The following is a 23968-nucleotide window of genomic DNA, read 5'->3' on the forward strand; positions in this document are numbered from 1 at the left end:
CTACAGCGCGTCCGTGCCGCGTTCGCCGGTGCGGACCCGGATGACCGTCTCCACCGGCGTCACCCAGACCTTCCCGTCGCCGATCTTGCCGGTGTGCGCGGCGGTCGTCACCGCGTCGAGGACCTTCTCGACGACGGCGTCGTCCACCACGACCTCGATCTTCAGCTTGGCCACGAAATCCACCGAGTACTCGGCCCCCCGGTAGACCTCGGTGTGGCCCTTCTGCCTGCCGTAGCCCTGTACCTCGCTCACCGTCATCCCGAGCACGCCCAGCTGCTCCAGCGAGGAGCGGACGTCGTCGAGCGTGAACGGCTTGACGATCGCGGTGATGAGCTTCATGCCTTGGTCTCCTCGAGTTTCGTGACGGGCTTGACCGGGAACGTCGTCGAGTGGCCGAGCCCGCCCATGCCGGTGAAGTCGTAGGCGCTCTCCGCGTGCTGGCCCTCGTCGATGCCGCTGACCTCGTGCTCGGTGCTGACGCGGAACCCGCCCGCCTTCTTGATCGCGAAGCCGATGATCAACGTCATGATGAACGAGTAGCCCAGTACCGCAAGCGCAGCGACCACCTGGATGCCCAGCTGCTTGAAGCCGCCGCCGTAGAACAGGCCGTCCGCGCCGGCCGAGTTCACGCTCTTGGTGGCGAAGAAGCCGATCAGCACGGTGCCGACGAGACCGCCGACGAGGTGCACGCCGACGACGTCGAGGGAGTCGTCGAAGCCGAGGCGGAACTTGAGAGAGATGGCCAGCGCGCACAGCACCCCGGCGATGACGCCGATCGCGATCGAGCCGAGCGGGCTCACGAAACCGCAGGCGGGCGTGATGGCGACCAGCCCGGCGACCGCACCCGAGGCCGCGCCGAGCGTGGTCGGCTTGCCGAACTTCAGCTGTTCCACCAGCAGCCAGCCGAGCACCGCGGCCGCGGTCGCGACGGTGGTGTTGGTGAACGCGACGCCCGCGAGGTCGTTCGCGCCCAGCGCGGAACCGGCGTTGAAGCCGTACCAGCCGAACCACAGCAGCGACGCGCCGAGCAGGACGAACGGGACGTTGTGCGGCCGTCCGGTGTCCTTCGGCCAGCCCTTGCGCTTGCCGAGCACCAGCGCGAGGGCGAGACCCGCGGCGCCGGCGTTGATGTGCACCGCCGTGCCGCCCGCGAAGTCGAGCGCCTTGAGCTGGTTGGCGATCCAGCCGCCCACCGAATCCTTGCCGGTGAAACCGTCGAACGAGAACACCCAGTGCGCGACCGGGAAATACACGACAATCACCCAGATCGCCACGAAAAGCGTCCAGCCCCAGAACTTCGCGCGATCCGCGATGGCCCCGGAAATGAGCGCCGGGGTGATGATCGCGAACATCAGCTGGAACATGCAGAACGCGAGCAGCGGCAGCGCGTCCGGACCGGGCCACGGAACGGGCGGCGGGCCCGCGCTGGCGAGTCCGACGAGCTTGCCGAACGCGTCCGACAGGCCGGCGTAGTCGAAGTTCCCGACCAGGCCGCCGAAAGCGTCGTCGCCGAAGGACAGCGAGAACCCGAAGAGCACCCACAGCACCCCGACTATCGCGAGCGCGATGAAGTTCATCATCAACATGTTCAAAACGCTCTTCGCGCGGACCATGCCGCCGTAGAAGAACGCGAGGCCCGGGGTCATGAGCATGACCAGCGCGGCGCTGATCAGCACCCAGGCGGTGTCTCCGGCGTTCAGCACAATCGTCCTCCCGTGCCGTGGGCAACTGCAGAGGAAGTGTTGGCCGCGGGTGTTTCGCCAGGCTTCGGTTCACGTTTCCCGCGCGTGAACTCCGGTGCGGTGGTTGTTACGGGGACGTTTCCGCGGACCCGGGGCGAAATGTCCGGTCAGGCAACCTCATGGTCGAATACCGTCATGTCTTTGCCTGATCGGGTGATTGATGCACTGCGCTGTTCGGTGTGCGCGGAGCCGGTCTCGCTGACCGGCCGGACGCTGCGCTGCGAGCGGCGGCATGCCTTCGATCTGGCCCGGCAGGGTTACGTCAACCTCCTGCACGCGCGCATCCCGGCGGGAACGGCCGACACCGCGCCGATGGTGGACGCGCGGGCGGCGTTCTTGTCTTCGGGCGCGTACGAGCCGCTCGCCGACGCGGTCGCCGAGGCCGGTGCCGCGTCTGGATTGATCATCGACGCCGGGGCTGGGCCGGGCTACTACCTCTCGCGAGTACTGGACGCCGCGCCGGACGCGGTCGGACTCGCGCTGGACGTGTCGGCGATCGCGTTGCGGCGGGCCGCCCGGGCACATCCGCGGCTGGGCGCGGCGGTGTGGAACCTGTGGGAACCGTGGCCGGTGCGCGACGGGGTGGCTTCGGTGGTGCTGGACGTGTTCTCGCCCCGGAACGCCGCGGAGTTCCACCGGGTGCTCGAACCGGGCGGGAAACTGGTGGTGGCGTCGCCGTTGCCGGGACACCTCGCGGAGCTGGGCGATTTGGTGCTCGCGGTGGACTCGCGGAAGGAAGAACGGCTCGAAGCGGCGTTGGGCGGGTTGTTCGCGCGGGAGTCCGGGGTGGAGGTGGTCCGGACGCAGACGTTCAGCGCGGCTCAGGTGCGGGATGTGGTCGCGATGGGGCCCGCAGGGTTCCATCTGGACCGGGACGGGCGTCGGGAGCGGCTCGAAGCGGCCGAGGGGCGGGACGTGACGTTGGCGGTTTCGGTGAGCACTTGGCGGCGGGTGGAAGGTCCGTGACATGACGGACAGCCGGATCCGAAAAGCCGAACTGAACGACGTCGAGGCGATCTGCCGGTTCGGCGAAACGCACATCCCGCCGCACTACACGCCGCTGATCGGCGAAGCGGCGGCTCAGCGTCAGGTCCGCCAGTGGTGGAACGAAGCACATCTCTCGGCCGCCGTGGCCGACGGTCGGGTCGTCGTCGCCGAAATCGGCGGACGCGTCGTGGGCGTCGGGCAGCTCGGGCCGGACCACGTCGTCTACAAGCTCTACCTGGACCCGGCGCACCGCGGCCACGGCCTGGGCCCGCGGCTGCTCGACGCCCTCGCCAGCCAACTGCCGCACAGCGTCGACCAGCTGCGCATCGAGCACTTCGCCGCCAACGAGCGAGCCGCTGCGTTCTATGAACGGGAAGGTTTCGCGGTCGAGCGGATCGAACCGGATCCGGGCGGGGATCCGGCGCTGGCCGTGGTCTGGAGAGCCCGTCCGATCACTCTCCGGGAGGAATGGCCGCCACCCCCGGCGCTGGGTTAGCGTGGCGCTCGATGAGCGAACGTACCTGGGGCTTCCGCACCCGCGCCCTGCACGCCGGCGGCACTCCCGATCCCACGACCGGGGCCCGTGCGGTGCCGATTTACCAGACCACCAGCTTCGTGTTCGAGGACGCGGCCGACGCGGCCAATCTGTTCGCGCTGCAGAAGTACGGGAACGTCTACAGCCGGATCGGCAACCCGACCGTCGCGGCGTTCGAGGAGCGCATCGCCAGTCTCGAGGGCGCTATCGGCGGGGTCGCGACGGCCAGCGGGCAGGCGGCCGAGTTCCTCACCTTCTCCGCGCTCGCGGAGGCCGGCGACCACATCGTGTCGGCGGCCGGGTTGTACGGCGGCACGGTCACCCAGCTCACCGGGACGCTCGCGCGGTTCGGCGTCGAGACGACGTTCGTGCACGGCGACACCGAGGACTACGCCAAAGCGGTGACCGACCGCACGAAGCTGATCTACACCGAGGTGATCGGCAATCCGAGCGGCGCCATCGCGGACCTCGCCGGGCTGGCCGATCTCGCGCATTCGCACGGCATCCCGCTCGTGGTCGACGCGACGCTCGCCACGCCGTACCTCTGCCGTCCGATCGAGCACGGCGCGGACATCGTCCTGCACTCGGCCACGAAGTTCCTCGGCGGGCACGGCACGACGCTCGGCGGGGTCGTCGTCGAGGCCGGGACTTTCAACTGGGGCAACGGAAAATTCCCCCGGATGACCGAGACCGTCGACAGTTACGGCGGGCTCAAATACTGGGAGAACTTCGGCGAGTACGCGTTCTGCACGCGGCTGCGCGCGGAGCAGTTGCGCGACATCGGCGCGGTGCTGTCGCCGCATTCGGCGTTTTTGCTGCTGCAGGGCGTGGAAACGCTGCCGCAGCGGATGGACGCGCACGTCGTCAACGCGCGGGCGATCGCGGAGTACCTGAACGCGGACCCGCGGGTCGCGTGGGTGTCCTACGCCGGGTTGCCGGATCATCCGGACCACGAGCGGGCTGCGCGGTACCTGCCGCAGGGGCCGGGCGCGGTGTTTTCGTTCGGGGTGAAGGGCGGGCGCGCGGCGGGCGAGAAGTTCGTGGAGTCGGTGGAACTGCTGTCGCACTTGGCGAACGTCGGCGACGCGCGGACGCTGGTGATCCATCCCGCCTCGACGACGCACGCGCAGTTGTCCGAGGACCAGCTCGCCGCGGCGGGCGTGGGCGCGGACCTGATCCGGCTGTCGGTCGGGCTGGAGGACGTCGAGGACCTGCTGTGGGACCTCGACCAGGCCCTCGGCAAGGCGGTGAACGCGTGAGCTACGACGTCGGAGCAGTCGAGCGGCGGCGTCTTCTCGGGCGCACGAAATCGGTGACGGTCGTGGGCGCGTCGGCGAATCCGGCGCGGCCGAGTTACTTCGTGGCGACGTATCTGCTGTCTTCGACGCGGTATGAAGTCAACTTCGTGAACCCGCGACTGGACACCTTGCTGGGGCGGCCGGTGTATCCGTCGCTGGCGGACGTGCCGGGCGAGCTGGATCTCGTGAGCGTGTTCCGCAAGCACGACGACCTCCCCGGGGTGGCCGAGGAGGTCATCGACGCGGGGGCGCGGACGTTGTGGCTCCAGCTCGGTTTGTGGCACGAACCGGTGGCCGACCGCGCCCGCGAGGCTGGGCTGGACGTGGTGATGAACCGCTGCGTGAAGATCGAACACGCGCGCTTCGCGGGCGGGCTGCATCTCGCCGGGTTCAACACCGGGGTGATCAGTTCCCGGCGGCAGACCGCACCCTGACCAAGGCGGCTACGGTTGCCGGGTACCCAGCTCCACGCTTTCCCACCGCGGAAGGGTTTCCGGTCGAATACCGCGAGACCGGCTTCAGTTGACCGTCGCCACCAGGAACTCCTCCCCCGACGTCGTCAGCCCGTCCGGACGGCCCGACAGATACCGCTGGCTCAGCTCGGCCGCACTGACGTGCTGGACGTCCTCAAATCCGCATTCCCGGGCGAAATCCAGCATCTCGTCCGGCGCGAAGAAGCTCACGAACGGCGTCCCGGCCGCCTTCGCGCCCTTCATCGCCGCCGCCCGGGCCGCGCGGTCGGGTTCGTCCAGGTATTCCTCCGGCATCTGGAACGTCATCGCCACCACGGTGCCCGGCGCGAACCCGGCGAGCGCGCGCAACGTCGCGGCGTTGGCCTCACGCGTCAAGTACATGCTGACTCCGGTGGACGCCACCACGGCAGGCTTCGAGACCTCGAAACCGTTGGCGGCCAAGCGTTCCGGCCACTGTTCGCCGGATTCGAAGTCGACCGGCACGAAGCGGTGCGGCGCGGGCAGCCCGAGTTCGGCCAGCCGCGCGCGCTTCCACTCCTGCGTGCCCGGCTGGTCGATCTCGAACACCCGGACGCCCAGTTCCGGCTCGCGCTGCGCGAACGTGTCCAGCCCGGCGCCGAGCAAGACGTACTGCGAGACCCCGCGTTCGCGCACCAGATCCTCGACAAACCGGCTGCGCACCGCGATTCCCGCGCGGAACCCGCGGGTGAAAGCGAGGTCCATGTCCGGCCGGGACCGCCAGTCCGGACCGGGATCGGCCAGCCGGAGGCCGATCTCGTCGACCAGCACGTGCGGCGGCGGATCGGCGAGCACGTGCAGCGCGCGCCACAACGCCACGCGCACCGCGGTGTGGTCCGGCTCGCTCACTTCGGGGCCCGCAGAACCCAGGTGCGGCCGTCCGGATCCCGCACGGTCATCTCGCGCGTGCCGTAGTGGGTGTCTTCGAACGGGGTGACGACGTCGAGTTCCGCGTCGACCGATTCGTCCGGCACCGCCACCACGAGGCTCGTCCGCGGCTCCTGGCTTTCCGGGACCTCGGCGACGAACACCGGCGGGCCGTCGCCGTTCGACAGCTGGCCCGAGTTGTGGTCGGTCTCGAAATCGAGGCTGAAACCGACGCGCTGCAGGAACTTCGCGGTCTTGCCCCAGTTGTGCGTTTCCAGGAAGAGCGTGGTGATGCCGTCGCTCATGTCAGCCGTCCTCTCGTTGTTCCGGCGGGGAGCCGAGATAAGCCCGCAAGGCCGCGGCGACCAGCGCGGACAGCGACTGCTCGGTCTCGATCGCCCGGTACTTCACCTGCTTGATCAGCTCTACCGGCAGGTAGACGTTGAATTGCTTGACCTCTTCACCGGTCATTCTAGGATGCTAGCAACCTAGCCGACGGCAAGCAAGGGCGGCGGAAGGCCGCCATGAGAGGGTGGAGGCATGGCGAAACCCTCCGGGCTGCAGATCAGGAACATCGTCGCCGCCGTCCTGATGGCTGCCGCGTTCGTGTTCAACCTGGTGACTGGCGGCCCGTGGTGGGTCACCGCGATCGTCGGCGTCGCGGCTCTGCTGTCGTCCTTCTCCGCCTACCTGAACCGGCCCAGCGCGCGCGGCTGACCCGTCCGGGCAGCCCGGCCCGGACGCTCGGGCAGGAAGATCGTCCCGTTCAGCCGTCGTCCGCACGGACGTCGCCTCCGGTTCAGCCGCCGCTGCTCTACTCGGCGCGGCCCGATCGCGGCAGGCGAAGGAGTGTTGGTGACAGGGAACGGCTTCACCGTCCACCCGGACGAGTTGCACAAATTCAGCGAGTACCTCGACAAGACGACCGTGCCCGCGGTGGACGACTCCGCGAAGGCGGTGGACGACGCCAACGGCGGCGACATCGACGCGTTCGGCGTCGTGCTCGCGCAGGTGCTCGCCATTCCCGCGCGGATCGCGCTGAAGGCCGTCTCCGACAATCTGCACGGCGTCGCGAAGGACGTGACCGACAGCGCGGACAAGACGCGCCAGGCCAGCGAGCAGTACCGCAAGGGCGACCAGGACCTCGCGAAGGCGTTCGACAAGTTCAAGCCGGAGCAGGTGAAATGAGCGCCGTCGTTCCCATCACCGAGTCGAACAGCACCACCGGCGCGGGCGTCGCGGACAGCTGGCACAGCGTCGTCTCGTCGATCCAGGAGATCCAGCACCTGCACGGCGCGGACGCGGCCGCGGTGGGGGTCGAACTGGGCGTGTCGATCGTCGGCGCGATCGCGGACACCGCGGCCTTCGTCCTCGACCCGTTCGGCAAGCTGATCGCGGCCGGGCTCGGCTGGCTGATCGAGCACATTTCCTTCCTGAAGGAAGGCCTCGACAAGCTGGCCGGCGACCCCGCGGCGATCAAGAAGATGGCCGAGGAACTGCACAAGACCGCGCAGAACCTGCGCAACGCGGCGAAGGACCTCGACACCAAGCTGCAGCAGACTGTCGTCAGCTGGCAGGGCGAGGGCGCGGAGGCATTCAAGAAGAACATCGGCGACCGGCGCGGCCAGATCGACAGCGCCGGACAGGCGGTCGACGTCGCTGGCTACGTCGTGGAGACGACGATGGCCCTGGTCACCGTGGTGCGCTCGCTGATCCGCGACCTGATCACGACGTTCCTCGGCGACGTCATCGCGACCATGCTGATCGCGCTCGCGATGGCGGCGTTCACGTTCGGCGCGTCGATCGTCGTCGGGGTGGGCAACGTGATCCGGTCGGGGATCTCGCTGGCGCTGACGATCACGTCCAAGATCGCCCGGATAGTCGGCCTCGGCGGCCGGACCGCGAGCCGCCTGGCGCAACTGGCGGAGAAGGTCAAGCCCTCGCGCGGCGGCGGCTCGCACGGCGGCGGGAACAACCACGAGATGACCGACCTGGGCGGCAACCACGGCGGCGGGGGCGGGGGAACCGGCGGCCAGGGCGGGCACGGCGGGAACAACACGCCGCACGAAGACGCTCCCGGCGGGAACAACCATCACGAGGATCCGCCGGGCGGCAACAACCACCACGAGGATCCGCCGGGCGGCAACAACCACCACGAAGACCCGCCAGGCGGGAACACCCCGCACGAAGACGCCCCCGGCAACACGCCGCACGAAGAGACTCCCGGAGGCGGAAACCACGACAACACGCCCGGCGGCAACCACCACGAAGACACCCCGGGCGGGAACAACCATCACGAGGACTCGCCGGGCGGGAACAACAATCCGCACGAGGAGCGGCCGAACAACCAGCCGCACGAGGACGATCCGTTCGACACCTGGCTGGCCGCGGACCAGCACTTCAACCCGCCGCCCAACCGTCCGCACGACACCCCGCACCACGAGGACTCCCCCGGCGGCAACCACCCCGAGAATTCGCCGGGCAACAGCTCCGGCCACGACAACACCCCGGGCGGGAACGGTCACCACGAGGACGCCCCTGGCGGCACCAACCATCACGAAGACCCGCCCGGCGGCAACACGAACCACGAAAACCCGCCCGGCGGCAACCACCACCAGGACACTCCCGGTGGGAACAACCACCACGAGGATCCGCCGGGCAACAGCACCCCGCACGAAGACACGCCAGGCGGGAACAACACCAATCACGAAGACACCCCGGGCGGCGGCAACCACGAGAACCCCCAAGGCACGGGCGGCGGAGGCAACACAGGCGGCGGAGGCGGGTCCAGCCCGCAGTCCCCGTTCAAGCCGTACGAGTTCAGCTGGATGAAGAAGCACGAAAGCTGGCTCGAGAACATGTGCAACCTCCCCCAGGTCCAGAAGTACACCGGCGGGAAGAACGTCTGGAAGGACATCGTCAAGGCCCCGGAGGAGTACTTCAAGAAGCACCCGGACGTCTACCCCTTCCTCAAGGGCCTCGCCGACGCCAAGAGCAGCAAGAACTTCGTCGGCTGGGTCGGCAAGGACGCGATCAACTTCGACAAGGCGATCACCGACATCCACATGCAGGCCGAGGAAGCCTGGAAGGCCTCGGACGCACAGTGGCGCCAGGAGCATCCGGACCCCGCCGGCGCGGAGTGACAGACCGAGGGCCGCCTTGAGGGAATCTGATTCCCTCAAGGCGGCCCTCACGGACGTTTGCCAGCAGAGATCGGAAGGGGCGGGAGGCTCAGTCGGACGTCTCGGCGAACCGCGCGGTCATGGCTTCCCGGCCGCGTTTGCTCAGTTCGCCGAACAGCCGCAGCCGGGCGAGGCCGCCGTCGGGGTAGATGTCCAGCCGGATTTCGGTTACCTCTGGTCCGTCGTCCGCCAGGGCGAACCGGTGCCGGGTGTCGGGCTGCAACCTGGTGCGCGGCAACAGTTCCACCCACTCGCCCTCGTCCAGGCGGCCGCTCACCGACGCCCAGCCGGGCGCGTTTCCCTTGAGGTTGCTGGTGTCCAGCTCCACGAACCGGATCAAGCCCGCGCCCGCCAGGCGCACCGTCGCCCAGTCGTTGCCGTCGTCGCGGCGGCGGGCGGTTTCCCAGCCCTCCGCCTGGTGCGCGGCCAGACCCGGCGACAGCATGTTGTTCGGCGACGAATAGAACATGTCGCTGCATCCGGTGACGACCGCGCCGTTCTCCAGCGCCGCCAAGTCCAGCGAGCGCGGGTCGAGCAACGCCGGATCCGGCACCGGCGAACCGTGCACGCGCAGTCGCGCGACGCCGCCGTCGGGGTGCTGGGTGAGGCGCACGTGGGTGTAGCGGCGCGGGGACGTCACCTTGTAGAAGTTCTCCGAGTCGCCGACCGCCGGTTCGTGGTCGACCAGGACGTCCCAGTCGGCGTCGTGGAGTTCGGCCGCGCTCGGGTAGCCGGGAACCGACGTCGCCGCCACGGACACGAACGGCGGGTAGTTGCCCTTGAAGAACGCCGTGTCCACCACCACCCCGGACACCACGCCGCCGAGGCCGAGGCGGACCAGGGCGTGGTCGTCGCCGGGTTCGCGGTGCCGCCGGGTCTCCCAGCCGTCGTACACCTGGCCCTTCGGGCCGAACGTTTCGGCGCGGTGCGCCGGCCGCCACGGGTTGACCAGGTTTTCCTTTTCGGCGAACAGTTCGTCGCTCGCCCACATCACGGTGCCCCCGAACAGGCGCGAGGCCAGATCGGGCTGGGCAGTCCACTCCGGACGGTCGGACACGTGCTCCTCCATCTCTTCAGCAATCGCCCCGGGTCAGCAAAGTCCCCCTCGGTTCGTCGCCGGTCACCGGTTCGCCGCGCAGCCACGTGCCGCGCACGACGCCGGCCAGCGGACGCTGGTCGTACGCGCTCACCGGGTTGCGGTGGGCGAGTTTCGCGACGTCCACGACAAACGCTTCGTCCGGCGCGAACACGCAGAAATCGGCGTCGCCGCCCGCTTCGAGTTTGCCCTTGCGCGTCATCCCGACCTGCGCGGCCGGCCGCTCGGCCATCCAGCGCACCACGTCGACCAGGCTGAAGCCGCGTTGCCGGGCCTGGGTCCAGATCGCGGGCAACCCGAGCTGCAGACTGGAAATACCGCCCCAAGCGAGTCCGAAATCGCCGGTGTCGAAGCGTTTCAGCTCCGGAGTGCACGGCGAATGGTCGCTCACGATCGTGTCGATCACCCCGTCGGCCAACCCCTGCCACAGCAATTCCCGGTTCGCCGCCTCGCGAATCGGCGGGCAGCACTTGAATTGCGTTGCACCGTCCCGGATTTCCTCCGCGACGAACGACAGGTAATGCGGGCAGGTTTCCACCGACAGCGCGACCCCTTCGCGCCGGGCACTGGCGATCAGCGGCAGAGCGTCCGAAGAGGACAGATGCAGGATGTGCGCGCGGGCGCCCGTGCGCCGGGCCGCCTCGATCACGTGCGTGATGGCCAGGTTCTCCGCGCCGCGCGGACGGGAACCGAGGAAGTCCTGGTACTTCTCGCCGTGCGGATCGGGCGCCGCGTCGATCGCGTCGGAATCCTCCGCGTGCACGATCATCTGCGCGTCGAACGACTTCAGCTCGCGCATCGCCGATTCCAGGCCGGCCGCGTCCAGCGGCGGGAATTCGTCCACGCCGGAGTGCAGCAGGAAGCATTTGAAGCCGAACACGCCCTCGTCGTGCAACCCGCGCAAATCGCCTTCGTTGCCCGGAATCGCGCCGCCCCAGAACCCGACGTCGACGTGCACGCGACCGCTCGCCGCCTTGCGCTTGACCTCCAGCGCGGCAACGTCGACCGTCGGCGGCAGGCTGTTGAGCGGCATGTCCACGATCGTCGTGACGCCGCCGGCGGCGGCCGCGCGCGTCGCGGTTTCGAAGCCCTCCCACTCGGCCCGGCCGGGGTCGTTGACGTGCACGTGGGTGTCCACGAGACCGGGCAGCAGCACCTCGTCCTCGGCCAGTTCGACGACCCGCGTGCCCGCCATCTCGACAACCCCGGCTTCCACGGCGACAATCCGGCCGTCGCGCACGCCGATCGTCGCCGGCCCGAGACCGCCGGGGGTCACCGCACGCGCGGCCCGCACCACGAGGTCCATCGACGGCACCCTCCAGTTCCACGTTACGGAAATAGTCTTTCGCTCACCGAGATTAGACACGTCCTTCCCGGCTCGTCAACGCCGTCCCTCCCACGTTACGGTCACCCGGTGGAGTTGGAAGCCGAGTTCACCAGCGAGCCGTTCCGCGGCGAGGGCGCGCCGCCGGAGCACGCCGTCCGCGCCCGCGACGCCGCCGACGCGGCCGGGCTCGACACCGACTTCGGCCCGCTCGGCACCCTGGCCCGCGGGAGCGCCGACGAGCTGTTCGCCGCGTTGCCGTCGATCGCCCGCGCCGCCCTCGAAGGCGGGGCCACCCGGGTGACGCTGCAACTGCGCCGGACCGACGATTCCGACGCGAGCCCGGCCGTCGAACTCAACAGCGCGCTGGCGCGGTTGATCTCCGACGTGGAACGCGAACTCGGCTCGAAACTCCGCGATCTCGACCGCCCGGAAAAACAGCGCGCGGTCCGCCTGCTGCGCGAGCGAGGGGCCTTCAACCTGCGGAAATCGGTTTCGGCCGTCGCCGAGGAACTGGGCGTCACGCGGTTCACGGTCTACAACTACCTCAACCGGGAAGCCGACTGAACCAGGCGCGGGTTGCGATTCAACAAAGTGTTGACGCACGCTCGGCCCGGCCGTACGGTCAGCGGAACACCACCTCCCCGGAGGAGATTCCGTTGCCGCTCGCACTCGCCGAGTTCAACTCCGCCCCCGCCGCCGAACTCCGGCCGACGCTCACCGCCTGCCTGGCCGTGCCGCGCTGGGTCGACACGGTGCTCGAGGGCCGCCCGTACGCCGATTTCGCCGCGCTGAGCAAGGCCGCGGACAGCGCGACCCCGTTGCGCCGCAACGAGATCCGCGACGCGATCGCGGCGCATCCGAGAATCGGGGAACGGCCGAAGGGCACGGGCAGCGACGCGGACTGGTCCCGTTCGGAGCAGTCCGGCGTGGACAACGCGGACGAATTCGCCGCCGCCAACGCCGAGTACGAGGCCCGGTTCGGCCACGTGTTCCTGGCGTGCGCGAGCGGGCGCAGCGGCGAGGAGCTGCTCGCGAACCTGCGGTCCCGGCTCGGCAACGACCCGGAGACCGAACTCGACGTCGCCGGCGCGGAGCTGGCCAAGATCGCGCAACTGCGCCTGGCGAAAGCGGTATCAGCATGAGCCTCGTGACGACGCACGTTCTGGACACTTCCGCGGGCAAACCCGCCGCCGGGATCGCCGTGCGCTTCGAACGCCAAGACGGCTCACTGATCGCCGAGGGCAGCACCGACGACGACGGCCGCATCCGCGACCTCGGCCCGGACACGCTCGAGGCCGGGGTGTACCGGCTGGTCTTCGACACCGGGAGCTACCTCGGCCCGGAAGCGTTCTTCCCCGACGTCACGATCGCTTTCCGGATCGTCGACGGCACGTCGCACCACCACGTGCCGGTGCTGCTGAGCCCGTTCGCCTATTCCACCTATCGCGGGAGCTGACATGGGAATCTCGTTGGGCCCCAACCAGTACGGCAAAGCCGAGGTCCGCCTCGTCACCGTCCGGCGCACCGGCGGCGTGCACCACCTGCGCGACCTCACGGTGTCCTCGGCCCTGCGCGGCGACCTGTCGGCCACGCACCTCACCGGCGACAACTCCGCCGTGCTGGCCACCGACACCCAGAAGAACACCGTGTACGCGTTCGCCAAGCAGCAGGACGTCGGCGAGATCGAAGACTTCGCGCTGCGGCTCGGCCAGCACTTCGTCCGCACGCAGGAAAAGATCACCGGCGCGCGGATCTCCATCGAAGAGCAGGAATGGGACCGCATCACGGTGGACGGCGCGCCGCACGACCATTCGTTCAGCCGTTCCGGCGGAGAGCGCCGCACCACGACCGTCACCGTGCACGCCGACCGCGCCTGGGTGGTGTCCGGAGTGGACGGTCTGACCGTGCTCAAGTCCACCGGGTCCGAATTCCACGGCTTCCCGAAAGACGAATACACCACGCTCGCCGAAACCGACGACCGCATTCTCGCCACCGCCGTGACCGCGCGCTGGCGCTACGAGGGATTCACCGGGATCGACTGGGCCAAGAGCCATCGGGAGATCCGGCGGACGCTTCTGGAAACGTTCGCCACCAAGCACAGTCTTTCGCTGCAGCAGACCCTGTACGCGATGGGCGAAGCCGTGCTCAAGGCACGGCCGGAAGTAGCCGAGATCCGGTTCTCCCTGCCCAACAAGCATCATTTCCTCGTCGATCTAAGCCCCTTCGGCCTCGAGAACTCAGGCGAGGTGTTCTACGCCGCCGACCGCCCGTACGGCCTCATCGAAGGCACGGTGGTCCGCGACGAAGCCGAAGAGCCCGGCCCGGCCTGGACCGACGCCGTGCTCTAGCCCCGCCCCTCGTGAGTGGCAATCACGGTTCTAACCGTGAACGCCACTCACGACACTCCCCGGGAGAGCGCATGTCAGACACACAGGCACCTCCTTCTCGGCACCCCGTGGACGCGGCGCCTCCGCTGCCGCAGTTGATCCTCGGAGGAATCCAGCACGTAGCGGCCATGTACGCCGGAGTGGTGGCGCCACCACTCGTCATCGGCGCGGCCGTCGGCCTCTCCCCCGGCCAGCTCGCGCTGCTGATCAGCGCGGCGCTGTTCACCGCGGGACTGGCCACCCTGTTGCAGACCCTCGGCTTCTGGCGCTTCGGCGCGAGACTGCCGCTGGTCAACGGCGTCACTTTCGCCGCGGTCGCACCGATCCTGTCCATCGCGGCGCAGCATCGCGACGGCAACGCGCTGGGCGTCGTTTACGGCGCCACGCTCGCCGGCGGCGTGTTCGTAGTGTTCGCCGCACCGTTTTTCTCCAAGCTGACGCGGTTTTTCCCGCCGGTGGTGACGGGGACGGTCATCACGCTCATCGGGATTTCGCTGCTGCCGGTCGCCGTGCAGTGGATCGCCGCGCAGCACAAGTCGGCCAAGCCCAGCGGGCTGGTGCTGGCCGGGATCACACTGGTCGCGGTGCTCGTCTTCACCCGGTTCCTGACCGGGTTCTGGAGCCGGATCGCGCTGCTGCTCGGCCTGGTCGTGGGCACCGTCGTGGCGTGGCCGATGGGCCAAGTCGACACGTCGACGCTGCGGCAGGCCCCGGTGTTCGGCATCGTGACCCCGTTCCACTTCGGCACGCCCGCGTTCGACATCGCGGCGATCGTCTCGATGCTCATCGTGATGCTCGTGGTGATGGCGGAAAGCACCGCCGACCTGCTGGCGCTCGGCGAAATCGTGGACCGGCCGACCACCAGCCGAGTGCTGGCCGACGGCCTGCGCGCGGACGGGCTCTCCACGGCCGTCGGCACGATCTTCGGCGGATTCGCCTGCACGGCGTTCGCGCAGAACATCGGGCTCGTGTCGCTCACCCGGATGGTGAGCCGGTACGTGGTCGCGGCCAGCGGCGTCGTGCTCGTGCTGCTGGGCGTGTTCCCGGTGACCGGCGGGATCATCGCGCTGGTGCCGCAGCCGGTGCTCGGCGGGGCCGGGCTGGTGCTGTTCGGCAGCGTCGCGGTGAGCGGCGTCCGGACGCTGGCGAAGGCGTCGTTCGAGCATCCGGTCAACGTCGCGATCGTCGCCGCGTCGCTCGGCGTCGGGCTGATCCCGATCGCCGTGCCGGACTTCTACTCCGGGTTCCCGGCCGCGCTGCAGGTCGTGCTCAACTCCGGGATCAGCGCGGGCTGCGTGACGGCGGTGGTGCTCAACCTGGTGCTCCGGCCGCGTTTGATAGAACGCTCTACTGTCCAGGAGCTATCCTCGGTGTCGTGACTGGCACCAAGGACCGCATCCTCGCCGCCGGGGCGGAGTTGTTCCGGCAAGGCGGCTACGCGGGCACCGGCATGAAGCAGATCGTCGAAAAGGCCGGCGCGCCCTTCGGGTCCGTGTACCACTTCTTCCCCGGCGGCAAGGAGCAGCTGGGCGAAGAAGTGGTACGCACCTCGGGGATGCAGTACGGGCAGCTGTTCGAAGTCTTCGTCACGCCGGCGCCGGACCTGATCACCGGCCTCGAGACCTTCTTCGGGGCCGCGGTCACCACGCTGCTCGAAACGGACTACGTCGAGGGCTGCCCGATCGCGACCGTCGCGCTCGAAGTGGCGACCACGAACGAACCCCTGCGCAAGGCCACCGCGGACGTGTTCGAGGCGTGGACACGGGCGGGCACCAAGGGATTTTCCGCGTTCGGCCTTCCCGAGGAGCACGCCCGCACGCTCACGCTCGCCTTGATCACCAGCTTGGAAGGCGCGTTCGTGCTATGCCGCTCCATGCGGACGACTGAACCGATGGCGGTGGCGGGCGCGGCCGTGGTCGACGTAGCGCGACGGCTGCTGACCGAACTGGGTGACGACGGGAAACGCCGCCCCGCGGACGGTTAAGCTGGAAGCAGCATCCGGGGTCCGCGGGAGGTGGCCGGTGTTCGGTCTCAGCATCGACCACATCGTGATCGTGCTGCTCGCCGGGTTGTTCATCCTCGGCCCGGAACGGCTGCCGGAGGCGGCGCACTGGGTCGCGCAGACCGTGAAGCGGGCCCGCGGATTCGCCGCGGGCGCCAAAGCGCAGCTGGAGTCGGAACTCGGCCCGGAGTACCAGGAGCTGCGGAAACCGTTGCAGGAACTGCAGTCCCTGCGGATCGGCACCCCGCGCGCGGCCGTGACGCGGTATTTCCTCGACGACACTCCCCCGGCCGCGCCGCCGGCCGCCCAGCCGGTTCCGGCGCCGGTTCCGTTGCGGGCGAACGAGCGGCCGCCGGTCGATCCCGACGCCACCTGATCATTCGGCCGCGCGCCACGCCCATCCGGCGAGCACGAGCAGTTCGACCAGTTCCAGCACCGCCATCAGCCGTTCCACGAGCCCGGTCGCGACGGTCGGCAGATGCTGCCCGAATGCGACATTGGCCGCGAACGGAATGAGAAACGGCAGAAAGAACGGCACGGCCGCTACTGCCAAAATACGCGACCAGCGCGCATAACCCCGCCATCGCGGCGCATTCCGGTGCGTCCATCCGAGCAGCCATCCGGCCAACGGCAAACTCACGCAACTGATCCCGGTCGCGCCGAGATGCACTTTGCCGACCCACGTGACCGCATTTCCCTGCGGGTCCTTCGTGAACAACGCGACCGCCGCGAGTCCGGCGCACCAGCCGAGCATCGCGACGACCGTCAGCGCCCCGCGCAGGATCTTCCGGCGGCGCAGGACCACGGCCACCACGACCGAACCGGCCGAGGCCAGCAGCATCGCCGCCGCCCACATCCACCAGCCGGGCGTCCAGGCGTAGTCGCTGAGCATCGCGCTGACCGGGTCGATCGGGCCCCAGTAGCGGTCGACGTGCAGCACCACCAGGAACGCTGCCGCGCCCAGCACCGCGGCCACCGCCGCGCCGAGCGCGCGTTTCGTTCCTTTCGCCGACGGGGCTGGCGCCAGCGCCGGGACCGGCGCCGGGGTCAGTTCTGTCGCCACTGAAGGTTCTCCGCTCGCCCGCCCGCTTTCCGGAAAGCATATCCTGGCCGCGGAGTCGTCGCTTTAGGACAGTCCGCCCGAATTGCCGGGCATTCTCAGCGTCCTGCCAGAAATCGGGACTGTCCTCGCGGCCGTTCGCCGAATGCTGACGACGGGATATCCATGCCTGCGCGATACGGAATTGCCTCAGCACCGCGGCCAGTCCGAGGAAACCCAGACCCGCGCCGAGACTCGCGGTGCCGACGTCTGAGTTCGCTACCGGTCTTCCCTCAACCGGGCGCTCGCCTTCGCCATTTCGCCCGCGATCACCGTTTCGTCCGCCGTCGTGAGCCGCGCCTGGTCCACCACAGTCTTCCCGCCCACGAACAACTTCCGCAGCGGCGGCGGAGCGGCCAGGACCAGCGCCGCGACCGGGTCGTCGATGCCCGCGTAGTTCAGCCCGTTCAGGTCCCACACCGCCAGGTCAGCGAGCTTCCCCGGCTCCACCGAGCCCAGCTCGCGCTCCCGGCCGAGGCAGCGCGCGCCGCCCAGGGTGCCGAGCCACAGCGCTTCCCGGGTCGTCAAGCCCGTCGGCCCGCCGCGTTGCCGGGCCTGCAGCAACGCCTGATGCAGTTCCTCCGCCAAGCCGCCGGATTCGCTCGAAGCCGCGCCGTCGACGCCCAGCCCGACCGGGGCACCAGCGTCCAGCAAGTCGCGCACCGGGGCGATTCCGCTGCCCAGCCGTCCGTTGGACGTCGGGCAATGCGCCGAACCCGTCGCGGTCGCGCCGAACCGGCGGATCGCGTCCGGGGCGAGGTGCACGGTGTGCGCCAGCCAGACGTCCGCCGCCAGCCAGCCCAGTTTGTCCGCGTACTCGGCGGGCGTGAGGCCGGTCTCGGCGAGGCATTGCTTTTCCTCGTCCTGGGTTTCGGCCAGGTGCGTGTGCAGCCGGACGCCCTTGCGCCGCGCCAATTCGGCCGACTCGGCCATCAGCCGCTCGGTGACGGTGAACGGCGAGCACGGGCCCGCCGCGATCTGCAGGTGCGCGCCCGGCGATGCGTCGTGATAGCGGTCGATCGCGGCTTCGGTGCCGAGAAGGGCGTCCTCGGCGGTCTCGACCAGGCTGTCCGGCGGCAGCCCGCCGTCCGATTCGCCGCGGTCCATCGAGCCGCGGACCAGGTGCAGCCGCAGCCCGATCCGCTCCCGCGCGGCGACCAGCGCGGCCACCTGGTCACCGCCGCCGGACGGGAAGACGTAGTGGTGGTCGGCGACCGTGGTGCAGCCGGACAGCGCGAGCCGCGCCATTCCGGCACTGCCCGCGGCGTGCGTGATGCCCTCGTCCAGCTTGGCCCACACCGGGTACAGCGCGACCAGCCACTCGAACAGCGGGTGGTCGGCGGCGAGACCGCGGGTGGCCCATTGGTAGAGGTGATGGTGCGTGTTGACGAGGCCGGGCGTAACGAGGCAGCCGGCGGCATCGACGCGTTCGTCCGCCGTCCCCGGGTAGACGCCGTCGCCGACGGCGGCGATGCGGTCGTCCTCGATGACGACGTGTCCGTTGCGGTACTCGGGACCGCTGACCGTCGCGATCGCGGCGTTCTCGACGACTGTCCTCATGCGACCTCCTCAAGCTCGTGAGTGGCAATCCCGGTGAGAACCGGGATTGCCACTCACGAGTACCCGTCACAACGCCTTGGCCGCGCGATCCGCCACCAGGTTCAGGAACCGGCTCGGGTCGCTCAGCTCGCCGCCCTCGGCGAGCAACGCCATGCCGTGCAGCAGTTCCGCCGTTTCGGCCAGCGAGGCGTCCTCCGGGTGCTCGGCGAACGCCTTGTGCAGCCCGGTCACCAGCGGGTGCTCCGGGTTCAGCTCCAGCACCCGCTTCACCGGCGGCAGTTCCTGCCCCATCGCGCGGTACATCTTCTCCAGCGTCGGGGTCAGATCGCCCGCGTCGCCGACGATGCAGGACGGCGACGTGGTCAGCCGCGAGGACAGCCGGACCTCCTTGACGGTGTCGGACAGCGTCGCCGACATCCACTTCAGCAGGTCGGAGTACTCGGCCTTCTTCTCCTCGGTCGTCTCGTCGCCGAGGTCGACCTCGCCCTTCGCGACCGACTGGAACGTCTTGCCGTCGAAGCCGCTCACCGCGTCGGCCCACATCTCGTCGACCGGGTCGGTGAGGATCAGCACCTCGTACCCCTTGGCGCGGAACGCTTCCAGGTGCGGCGAGTTCTCGATGGTGGTGCGCGAATCGCCGGTCAGGTAGTAGATGTGCTCCTGGCCCTCCTTCATCCGCGACACGTAGTCGCGCAGCGAGGTGGGCTTCTCGGCGTGGTGCGTCGAGGCGAACGACGAGATCTCCAGGATCTGCTCCCGGTTCTCCGGGTCGTCGATCAGGCCTTCCTTGACCGCCCGGCCGAACTCGGCCCAGAACTTCGCGTACTTCTCGGCGTCCTCGGTCATCATCGTCTTGACCGTGGAGAGGATCTTCTTCTCCAGCCGCCGCCGGATCGCCCGGATCTGCCGGTCCTGCTGCAGGATCTCGCGCGACACGTTCAGCGACAGGTCCTGCGCGTCGACGACGCCCTTCACGAACCGCAGGTAGTTCGGCATCAGCGCTTCGCAGTCGTCCATGATGAACACGCGCTTGACGTACAGCTGCACGCCGCGCTTCGCGTCCCGCATGAACAGGTCCATCGGCGCGCGCGAGGGCAGGAACAGCAGCGCCTGGTACTCGAAGGTGCCCTCGGCCTGCATCCGGATCGTCTCGAGCGGGTCGGTCCAGTCGTGGCTGATGTGCTTGTAGAACTCGTGGTACTCCTCGTCGGAGACCTCGTCCTTCGAGCGCGCCCACAGCGCCTTCATCGAGTTGACGGTCTCGAGACCCTCTTCGCCCTCGCCCGTCTTGGCCATCTGCACCGGCCAGGTGATGAAGTCGGAGTAGCGCTTGACGATCTCGCGCACCTTCCACGGCGACGTGTAGTCGTAGAGGTGGTCCTCGTCGTCGGCCGGCTTGAGGTGCAGCGTCACCGAGGTGCCCTGCGGCGCCTCGGAAAGCGACTCGATCGTGTAGGTGCCCTCGCCGGTGGATTCCCAGCGGACGCCCTCGTCGGCGCCCGCGCGCCGGGTCACCAGGGTGACCTTGTCGGCGACCATGAAACTGGAGTAGAAGCCGACGCCGAACTGCCCGATCAGGTCCTGCCCGGCGGATTCCTTCGACTCCTTCAGCTTGCGCAGGAAGTCGGCGGTGCCGGATTTCGCGATGGTGCCGATCAGGTTGACGACGTCGTCCCGGCTCATCCCGATGCCGTTGTCGCGCACGGTGAGGGTGCGCGCTTCGGCGTCGAGGAGGATCTCGATGTGCAGGTTGTCCGTGTCCGCCCGCAGATCCTTGTCTCGGTAGGTCTCCAGCTTCAGCTTGTCCAGCGCGTCGGAGGCGTTGGAGACCAGCTCGCGCAGGAAGATGTCCTTGTTCGAGTAGATCGAGTGGATCATCAGCTGCAGCAGCTGGCGCGCCTCGGACTGGAACTCCAGCGTTTCGACCGTCCCGGTTTCCTCAGCCATGGCTTTCGTGTTTCCTTTCGCCCCTGAAAGACCGGCGTGAAGTCTACCGAGGAGGGCCGACAGAACGAGCGGAGACCGCGAAGTCCGATTGCCGCCAGCAGTGCGGTCCCGGAATGGCGAGGCTGGTGCCCGTGACTGATCCCGCCGCCGTGCTCAACGGCATGTACCGAGCCGAAGCTGAGTATTTCGCCGCCGGCGGCCCCGGTTCGGCTTCTTTTGCCCCGCTGGCCCTGTATTTCGCCGAGGATGTCGTACTGCACCAGGCCGAGGGACTGCCTTTCGGCGGCGAGTGGCGCGGCCACTCCGGGATGGAGGAGTTCTTCCTCGCGATGAGCCGGGCGTGGGAGTCGTTCGAGATCGGCGAGCAGGAGTTCCTCGCCCTCGGCGCGACGTCGGTGGTGCGCACCCAGGTCCGCGCCCGGACCCGGGCGACCGGGCGGGAGCTGGAGTTCCCGATCCTGCAGACGCTCCGGATCGAGGACGGGCGGATCGCCGAGGTGTGGCCGTTTTACTGGGACACGGCGGCGATCGCGAGTGCCTGACTCGTGAGTGCCTATCGCGGTTCTAACCGTGATAGGCACTCACGACGTCTCAGGGTTGCCGCCGCGCGTACGCCTCGATCCGGGCCACCTCGAACGGCAGCTCCGCCTCCGCCAGCGCACCGCAGTAGTACCCGCCGAGCAGATACCGCGCGAGCGCTTCCGCCGTGGCAGGCTCATCGAGCACTCCCCCGGAGGTCTTCGACGCGTAGTCCTGCAGCCGCTTGGCCGCCGCCGGGGCGCCCTCGCGGTAGAAGGCGTACGTCGCCGCGTACCGGGTCGGCAGCTGGTGCGGATGCAGGTCCCAGCCCTGGTAGAACCCGTTCTCCAGCGACCGCCGCACCAGCCGCAGATGCTCCGCCCACGCGCCCGGCAGGTCGTCGCCCACCGGGAGCCGGTTGGTCGAACCGTCGGACAGCCGCACGCCCGTTCCGGCAGCCGCGACCTGCATCAGCTGCTTCGCGAAGTCGGCCGCCGGGTGCGCCATGCTCTGGTACGCCGCGCTGATGCCGAGACCCGCGCTGTAGTCGTAGGTCCCGTAGTGCAGCCCGGAACACCGGCCGTCCGCGGCCTGGATGATCCGCGCGACCGAGACCGTGCCGTCGGTCGAGAGGATCGACTGCGCGGTCTCGATCTGCACCTCGAACCGCAGCGCGCGGTCGGGGAGTCCGTACGCGGTTTCCAGCCGCCCCAACACTTCCGCGGCGACCTCGACCTGTTCGACCGCGGTGACCTTCGGCAGCGTCACCACGAATCCGTCCGGCAGCGAGCCTTCGGAGAGCAAGCCGGACAGGAACAGGTCGAGCGTCCGGATGCCGCGGCGCCGGGTCGCGGCTTCGAAGCTCTTGAACCGGATTCCGACGAACGGGGTGCCGCCGGTGGTCGCGAGGGTGCGCCCGGCGGCCTCCGCGGCCGCGTCCTCCGCTTCGTCGCCGGGACGGCCGTAGCCGTCCTCGAAGTCGATGCGGAGGTCCTCGATCGGCTCGGTGAGGAGCTTCTCGCGGACCCGCTCGGCCACCGCCGGGTCGAGGTTCAGCAGGTCGCCGTGCTCGACGAAGACCCGCATCGCCTGCTTGCCCCAGTCGGCGACCAGGCGCGTGCGGTACTGCGACGCCGGCACGTACACCGTGTGCACCGGACGACGGCCCGGAGACTCGCCGGGGTACTTCGCCGCCACGCGCGCGTCGGCCTCGGCCAACCGCGCGTCGGCGGCGGTGTAGACGTCCTCGGCGAGCCGTCCGCCGCCCATTACTGGATGTGCTCGTACGCCGGCAGGGTCAGGAAGTCCGGGAACTCGTCGGCCAGCGCGACCTGCTCGAACAGCTCGACCGCCGGCTTCAGCAGGTCGTCGGCGATCTCCGCGGCCAGCTCGCCGCGGACGTCGGCGACGACGCCGCGCACCAGCTCCGCGGTGACCTTCTCGCCGTTGTCCAGCTGCGTGCCGTTCTTGACCCACTGCCACACCTGCGACCGCGAAATCTCGGCCGTGGCGGCGTCTTCCATCAGGTTGTGGATCGCCGCCGCGCCGTTGCCGCCCAGCCACGAGGCGAGGTAGCGGATGCCGACGTCGACCGCCGCGCGCAGTCCGGCTGCGGTGGCGCTGCCCGGCGTCGAGGCGACGTCCAGCAGCTGGTCGGCGGTCACCTGCACGTCATCGCGGGTGCGGTCCAGCTGGTTCGGCTTGTCGCCGAGGACCTTGTCGAACTCTTCCTTGCAGAGTGCGACCATGCCCGGGTGCGCGACCCACGAACCGTCGAAGCCGTCCCCGGCCTCCCGCGACTTGTCGGCGTGCACCTTCTCGAAGGCGCCCTTGTTGACCTCCGGGTCCTTGCTCGGGATGAACGCGGCCATGCCGCCGATCGCGAACGCGCCGCGCTTGTGGCAGGTGCGCACGAGCAGTTCGGTGTAGGCGCGCATGAACGGCGCGGTCATGGTGACCGAGTTGCGGTCCGGCAGCACGAACTTCTCGCCCGCGTCGCGGAAGTACTTGATGACGCTGAACAGGTAGTCCCAGCGGCCCGCGTTGAGGCCGGAGGCGTGCTCGCGCAGTTCGTAGAGGATCTCTTCCATCTCGAACGCGGCCGGGATGGTCTCGATCAGCACCGTCGCGCGGACGGTGCCGTGCGGGATGCCGAGCGCCTTCTCCGCGTGCGTGAACACGTCGTTCCACAGCCGCGCTTCGAGGTGGCTTTCCATCTTCGGCAGGTAGAAGTACGGGCCCTTGCCGCGGTTGAGCAGCTCCTGGGCGTTGTGGAAGAAGTACAGGCCGAAGTCGACCAGCGCGCCGACGCCCTTGCGGCCGCCGAAGGTCAGGTTCCGCTCGTCGAGGTGCCAGCCGCGCGGGCGGACCACGATGGTGGCGTGCTCGACGTCGGGCTTCAGCTCGTAGTGCTTGCCGTTCTGGTCGAGCGTGATCGTGCCGCGGATCGCGTCGAACAGGTTGACCTGGCCGCCCACCACGTTCGCCCAGTGCGGCGTGTTGGCGTCCTCGAAGTCGGCGAGCCACACCTTGGCGCCGGAGTTGAGGGCGTTGATGGTCATCTTGCGGTCGGTCGGGCCGGTGATCTCCACGCGGCGGTCGCGCAGCGCTTCCGGGGCGCCCGCGACCTGCCATTCGCCCTCGCGGATCTCCTTCGTCTCCGGGAGGAAATCGAGCCGTCCGGTCGTGCGGGCCTCCTCGCGCCGCTTGCCGCGCGCGACGAGGAGTTCGTCGCGCCGCGCGGCGTACTCGTCGTGCAAGCCCGCTACGAAAGCGAGGGCTTCCGGCGTCAGAATCTCGTCCCCACGCTCGACGGACCCGCCGAGAACCTGGACCTCAGACATGCGCAACACCCCGAGTAGTGCTTTGGATAACGTCCCTACGGTTTTTACCTGACGGACTATAGTTTCTGCATAGCGGAACATCAATC

The 23968-nt window shown here is 69.1% G+C and carries 27 protein-coding genes; 15 read left to right on the forward strand and 12 right to left on the reverse strand.

All coding sequences use genetic code 11. The features are described 5' to 3' along the window. Nucleotides 1-339, reverse strand: a complete 339-nt coding sequence (locus tag F9C11_RS39520; RefSeq protein WP_037358212.1) for a P-II family nitrogen regulator — start codon at nucleotides 337-339, stop codon at nucleotides 1-3. Beyond that, complete coding sequence (locus F9C11_RS39525; RefSeq protein WP_409182434.1) at nucleotides 336-1703, reverse strand: ammonium transporter; 1368 nt, start codon at nucleotides 1701-1703, stop codon at nucleotides 336-338. Before F9C11_RS39525 ends, F9C11_RS39520 begins: the two co-directional genes overlap by 4 nt. Nucleotides 1704-1877: 174 nt before the next feature. Between F9C11_RS39525 and F9C11_RS39530 the strand changes: the two genes are divergently transcribed. Genes F9C11_RS39530 through F9C11_RS39545 form a run of 4 tightly spaced genes read left to right on the forward strand, consistent with a single transcriptional unit; the run spans nucleotide 1878 to nucleotide 4996 of the window. Continuing rightward, the gene (locus tag F9C11_RS39530) at nucleotides 1878-2708 is read left to right on the forward strand and encodes a putative RNA methyltransferase (protein WP_409182435.1); all 831 of its coding nucleotides are present in this window, start codon (nucleotides 1878-1880) and stop codon (nucleotides 2706-2708) included. Between the two features lies 1 nt (nucleotide 2709). Continuing rightward, nucleotides 2710-3225, forward strand: a complete 516-nt coding sequence (locus tag F9C11_RS39535) for a GNAT family N-acetyltransferase (RefSeq protein ID WP_409182436.1) — start codon at nucleotides 2710-2712, stop codon at nucleotides 3223-3225. Nucleotides 3226-3236: 11 nt separating this feature from the next. Next, entirely contained in the window at nucleotides 3237-4523 is a 1287-nt protein-coding gene (locus tag F9C11_RS39540; protein ID WP_409182437.1) for an O-acetylhomoserine aminocarboxypropyltransferase/cysteine synthase family protein, read from the forward strand. Beyond that, the gene (locus F9C11_RS39545; protein ID WP_409182438.1) at nucleotides 4520-4996 is read left to right on the forward strand and encodes a CoA-binding protein; all 477 of its coding nucleotides are present in this window, start codon (nucleotides 4520-4522) and stop codon (nucleotides 4994-4996) included. Before F9C11_RS39540 ends, F9C11_RS39545 begins: the two co-directional genes overlap by 4 nt. An 84-nt stretch (nucleotides 4997-5080) precedes the next feature. On the opposite strand, the gene F9C11_RS39550 is transcribed toward F9C11_RS39545, so the two are convergent. From F9C11_RS39550 to F9C11_RS39560, 3 genes are read right to left on the reverse strand one after another with little or no spacing between them, the layout of a single operon-like run. After that, nucleotides 5081-5902 (reverse strand): class I SAM-dependent methyltransferase, encoded by an 822-nt coding sequence (locus F9C11_RS39550; protein WP_409182439.1) that lies wholly within the window; start codon nucleotides 5900-5902, stop codon nucleotides 5081-5083. After that, nucleotides 5899-6225: a VOC family protein gene (locus tag F9C11_RS39555; protein WP_409182440.1), complete on the reverse strand. Its 327-nt coding sequence runs from the start codon at nucleotides 6223-6225 to the stop codon at nucleotides 5899-5901. The genes F9C11_RS39550 and F9C11_RS39555 overlap by 4 nt, the downstream gene beginning before the upstream one ends. 1 nt (nucleotide 6226) lies before the next feature. After that, a complete protein-coding gene (locus tag F9C11_RS39560; RefSeq protein WP_409182441.1) occupies nucleotides 6227-6391 on the reverse strand; it encodes a ribbon-helix-helix protein, CopG family in 165 nt (54 codons plus the stop codon). A gap of 69 nt (nucleotides 6392-6460) precedes the next feature. Between F9C11_RS39560 and F9C11_RS39565 the strand changes: the two genes are divergently transcribed. From F9C11_RS39565 to F9C11_RS39575, 3 genes are all read left to right on the forward strand, one after another. Next, nucleotides 6461-6637, forward strand: a complete 177-nt coding sequence (locus F9C11_RS39565; protein WP_162836019.1) for a hypothetical protein — start codon at nucleotides 6461-6463, stop codon at nucleotides 6635-6637. Between the two features lie 138 nt (nucleotides 6638-6775). Then, nucleotides 6776-7108, forward strand: coding sequence for a type VII secretion target (locus F9C11_RS39570; protein ID WP_409182442.1), 333 nt, complete (start codon nucleotides 6776-6778; stop codon nucleotides 7106-7108). Beyond that, a complete protein-coding gene (locus tag F9C11_RS39575; protein WP_409182443.1) occupies nucleotides 7105-9063 on the forward strand; it encodes a hypothetical protein in 1959 nt (652 codons plus the stop codon). The genes F9C11_RS39570 and F9C11_RS39575 overlap by 4 nt, the downstream gene beginning before the upstream one ends. Before the next feature lie 88 nt (nucleotides 9064-9151). Here the strand turns inward: F9C11_RS39575 and alc are convergent, their stop codons facing one another. Beyond that, complete coding sequence (gene alc, locus F9C11_RS39580; RefSeq protein ID WP_409182444.1) at nucleotides 9152-10171, reverse strand: allantoicase; 1020 nt, start codon at nucleotides 10169-10171, stop codon at nucleotides 9152-9154. Between the two features lie 4 nt (nucleotides 10172-10175). Next, nucleotides 10176-11504, reverse strand: a complete 1329-nt coding sequence (gene allB / locus F9C11_RS39585; protein WP_409182445.1) for an allantoinase AllB — start codon at nucleotides 11502-11504, stop codon at nucleotides 10176-10178. Nucleotides 11505-11612: 108 nt separating this feature from the next. Here allB and F9C11_RS39590 point away from each other — a divergent pair, with 108 nt between their 5' ends. The 7 genes from F9C11_RS39590 to F9C11_RS39620 all read left to right on the forward strand — a co-directional run bounded on the left by F9C11_RS39590 (nucleotide 11613) and on the right by F9C11_RS39620 (nucleotide 16290). Next, nucleotides 11613-12089 (forward strand): helix-turn-helix domain-containing protein, encoded by a 477-nt coding sequence (locus F9C11_RS39590; protein WP_409182446.1) that lies wholly within the window; start codon nucleotides 11613-11615, stop codon nucleotides 12087-12089. A 92-nt stretch (nucleotides 12090-12181) separates the two neighbouring features. After that, entirely contained in the window at nucleotides 12182-12667 is a 486-nt protein-coding gene (gene uraD, locus F9C11_RS39595; protein ID WP_409182447.1) for a 2-oxo-4-hydroxy-4-carboxy-5-ureidoimidazoline decarboxylase, read from the forward strand. Next, the gene (gene uraH, locus F9C11_RS39600; RefSeq protein ID WP_409182448.1) at nucleotides 12664-12981 is read left to right on the forward strand and encodes a hydroxyisourate hydrolase; all 318 of its coding nucleotides are present in this window, start codon (nucleotides 12664-12666) and stop codon (nucleotides 12979-12981) included. The genes uraD and uraH overlap by 4 nt, the downstream gene beginning before the upstream one ends. A 1-nt stretch (nucleotide 12982) precedes the next feature. Continuing rightward, nucleotides 12983-13873 (forward strand): factor-independent urate hydroxylase, encoded by an 891-nt coding sequence (gene pucL, locus F9C11_RS39605; RefSeq protein ID WP_409182449.1) that lies wholly within the window; start codon nucleotides 12983-12985, stop codon nucleotides 13871-13873. Nucleotides 13874-13944: 71 nt separating this feature from the next. Next, complete coding sequence (locus F9C11_RS39610) at nucleotides 13945-15291, forward strand: nucleobase:cation symporter-2 family protein (protein WP_409182450.1); 1347 nt, start codon at nucleotides 13945-13947, stop codon at nucleotides 15289-15291. Continuing rightward, nucleotides 15288-15896 carry a TetR/AcrR family transcriptional regulator gene (locus F9C11_RS39615; protein WP_409182451.1) on the forward strand — a complete coding sequence of 203 codons (609 nt, stop codon included), beginning with the start codon at nucleotides 15288-15290 and terminating at the stop codon, nucleotides 15894-15896. The genes F9C11_RS39610 and F9C11_RS39615 overlap by 4 nt, the downstream gene beginning before the upstream one ends. Before the next feature lie 37 nt (nucleotides 15897-15933). Next, on the forward strand, nucleotides 15934-16290 hold the full coding sequence (locus F9C11_RS39620; RefSeq protein ID WP_409182452.1) for a Sec-independent protein translocase TatB: 357 nt from the start codon (nucleotides 15934-15936) through the stop codon (nucleotides 16288-16290). Here the strand turns inward: F9C11_RS39620 and F9C11_RS39625 are convergent, their stop codons facing one another. The 3 genes from F9C11_RS39625 to htpG form a co-directional block, all read right to left on the reverse strand. Continuing rightward, entirely contained in the window at nucleotides 16291-16977 is a 687-nt protein-coding gene (locus tag F9C11_RS39625; protein ID WP_409182453.1) for a DUF998 domain-containing protein, read from the reverse strand. It abuts the gene before it with no gap. A 255-nt stretch (nucleotides 16978-17232) separates the two neighbouring features. Beyond that, nucleotides 17233-18573, reverse strand: coding sequence for an 8-oxoguanine deaminase (locus tag F9C11_RS39630; RefSeq protein WP_409182454.1), 1341 nt, complete (start codon nucleotides 18571-18573; stop codon nucleotides 17233-17235). A 66-nt stretch (nucleotides 18574-18639) separates the two neighbouring features. Then, nucleotides 18640-20520, reverse strand: a complete 1881-nt coding sequence (htpG, locus tag F9C11_RS39635; RefSeq protein WP_409182455.1) for a molecular chaperone HtpG — start codon at nucleotides 20518-20520, stop codon at nucleotides 18640-18642. Nucleotides 20521-20651: 131 nt separating this feature from the next. Between htpG and F9C11_RS39640 the strand changes: the two genes are divergently transcribed. After that, nucleotides 20652-21062 (forward strand): nuclear transport factor 2 family protein, encoded by a 411-nt coding sequence (locus F9C11_RS39640; protein ID WP_409182456.1) that lies wholly within the window; start codon nucleotides 20652-20654, stop codon nucleotides 21060-21062. Nucleotides 21063-21111: 49 nt separating this feature from the next. On the opposite strand, the gene F9C11_RS39645 is transcribed toward F9C11_RS39640, so the two are convergent. Together F9C11_RS39645 and aceB are read right to left on the reverse strand one after the other, a co-directional pair. Next, the gene (locus F9C11_RS39645) at nucleotides 21112-22308 is read right to left on the reverse strand and encodes a DUF6986 family protein (protein ID WP_409182457.1); all 1197 of its coding nucleotides are present in this window, start codon (nucleotides 22306-22308) and stop codon (nucleotides 21112-21114) included. After that, complete coding sequence (gene aceB / locus F9C11_RS39650; RefSeq protein ID WP_409182458.1) at nucleotides 22308-23882, reverse strand: malate synthase A; 1575 nt, start codon at nucleotides 23880-23882, stop codon at nucleotides 22308-22310. The genes F9C11_RS39645 and aceB overlap by 1 nt, the downstream gene beginning before the upstream one ends. Between the last annotated feature and the right edge of the window lie 86 nt (nucleotides 23883-23968).

Source organism: Amycolatopsis sp. VS8301801F10, assembly GCF_046195355.1.
Lineage (GTDB): Bacteria > Actinomycetota > Actinomycetes > Mycobacteriales > Pseudonocardiaceae > Amycolatopsis.

What these genes read in the sequence shown, in the direction of transcription:
- F9C11_RS39555 (WP_409182440.1), bottom strand. Translation starts at nt 6,225, where the DNA reads ATGAGCGACGGCATCACCACGCTCTTCCTGGAAACGCACAACTGGGGC.
- uraH (WP_409182448.1), top strand. Translation starts at nt 12,664, where the DNA reads ATGAGCCTCGTGACGACGCACGTTCTGGACACTTCCGCGGGCAAACCC.
- F9C11_RS39610 (WP_409182450.1), top strand. Translation starts at nt 13,945, where the DNA reads ATGTCAGACACACAGGCACCTCCTTCTCGGCACCCCGTGGACGCGGCG.
- pucL (WP_409182449.1), top strand. Translation starts at nt 12,983, where the DNA reads ATGGGAATCTCGTTGGGCCCCAACCAGTACGGCAAAGCCGAGGTCCGC.
- alc (WP_409182444.1), bottom strand. Translation starts at nt 10,171, where the DNA reads ATGGAGGAGCACGTGTCCGACCGTCCGGAGTGGACTGCCCAGCCCGAT.
- F9C11_RS39565 (WP_162836019.1), top strand. Translation starts at nt 6,461, where the DNA reads ATGGCGAAACCCTCCGGGCTGCAGATCAGGAACATCGTCGCCGCCGTC.
- F9C11_RS39645 (WP_409182457.1), bottom strand. Translation starts at nt 22,308, where the DNA reads ATGGGCGGCGGACGGCTCGCCGAGGACGTCTACACCGCCGCCGACGCG.
- F9C11_RS39575 (WP_409182443.1), top strand. Translation starts at nt 7,105, where the DNA reads ATGAGCGCCGTCGTTCCCATCACCGAGTCGAACAGCACCACCGGCGCG.
- htpG (WP_409182455.1), bottom strand. Translation starts at nt 20,520, where the DNA reads ATGGCTGAGGAAACCGGGACGGTCGAAACGCTGGAGTTCCAGTCCGAG.
- F9C11_RS39630 (WP_409182454.1), bottom strand. Translation starts at nt 18,573, where the DNA reads ATGAGGACAGTCGTCGAGAACGCCGCGATCGCGACGGTCAGCGGTCCC.
- F9C11_RS39560 (WP_409182441.1), bottom strand. Translation starts at nt 6,391, where the DNA reads ATGACCGGTGAAGAGGTCAAGCAATTCAACGTCTACCTGCCGGTAGAG.
- F9C11_RS39530 (WP_409182435.1), top strand. Translation starts at nt 1,878, where the DNA reads ATGTCTTTGCCTGATCGGGTGATTGATGCACTGCGCTGTTCGGTGTGC.
- aceB (WP_409182458.1), bottom strand. Translation starts at nt 23,882, where the DNA reads ATGTCTGAGGTCCAGGTTCTCGGCGGGTCCGTCGAGCGTGGGGACGAG.
- F9C11_RS39540 (WP_409182437.1), top strand. Translation starts at nt 3,237, where the DNA reads ATGAGCGAACGTACCTGGGGCTTCCGCACCCGCGCCCTGCACGCCGGC.
- F9C11_RS39535 (WP_409182436.1), top strand. Translation starts at nt 2,710, where the DNA reads ATGACGGACAGCCGGATCCGAAAAGCCGAACTGAACGACGTCGAGGCG.
- F9C11_RS39520 (WP_037358212.1), bottom strand. Translation starts at nt 339, where the DNA reads ATGAAGCTCATCACCGCGATCGTCAAGCCGTTCACGCTCGACGACGTC.
- allB (WP_409182445.1), bottom strand. Translation starts at nt 11,504, where the DNA reads ATGGACCTCGTGGTGCGGGCCGCGCGTGCGGTGACCCCCGGCGGTCTC.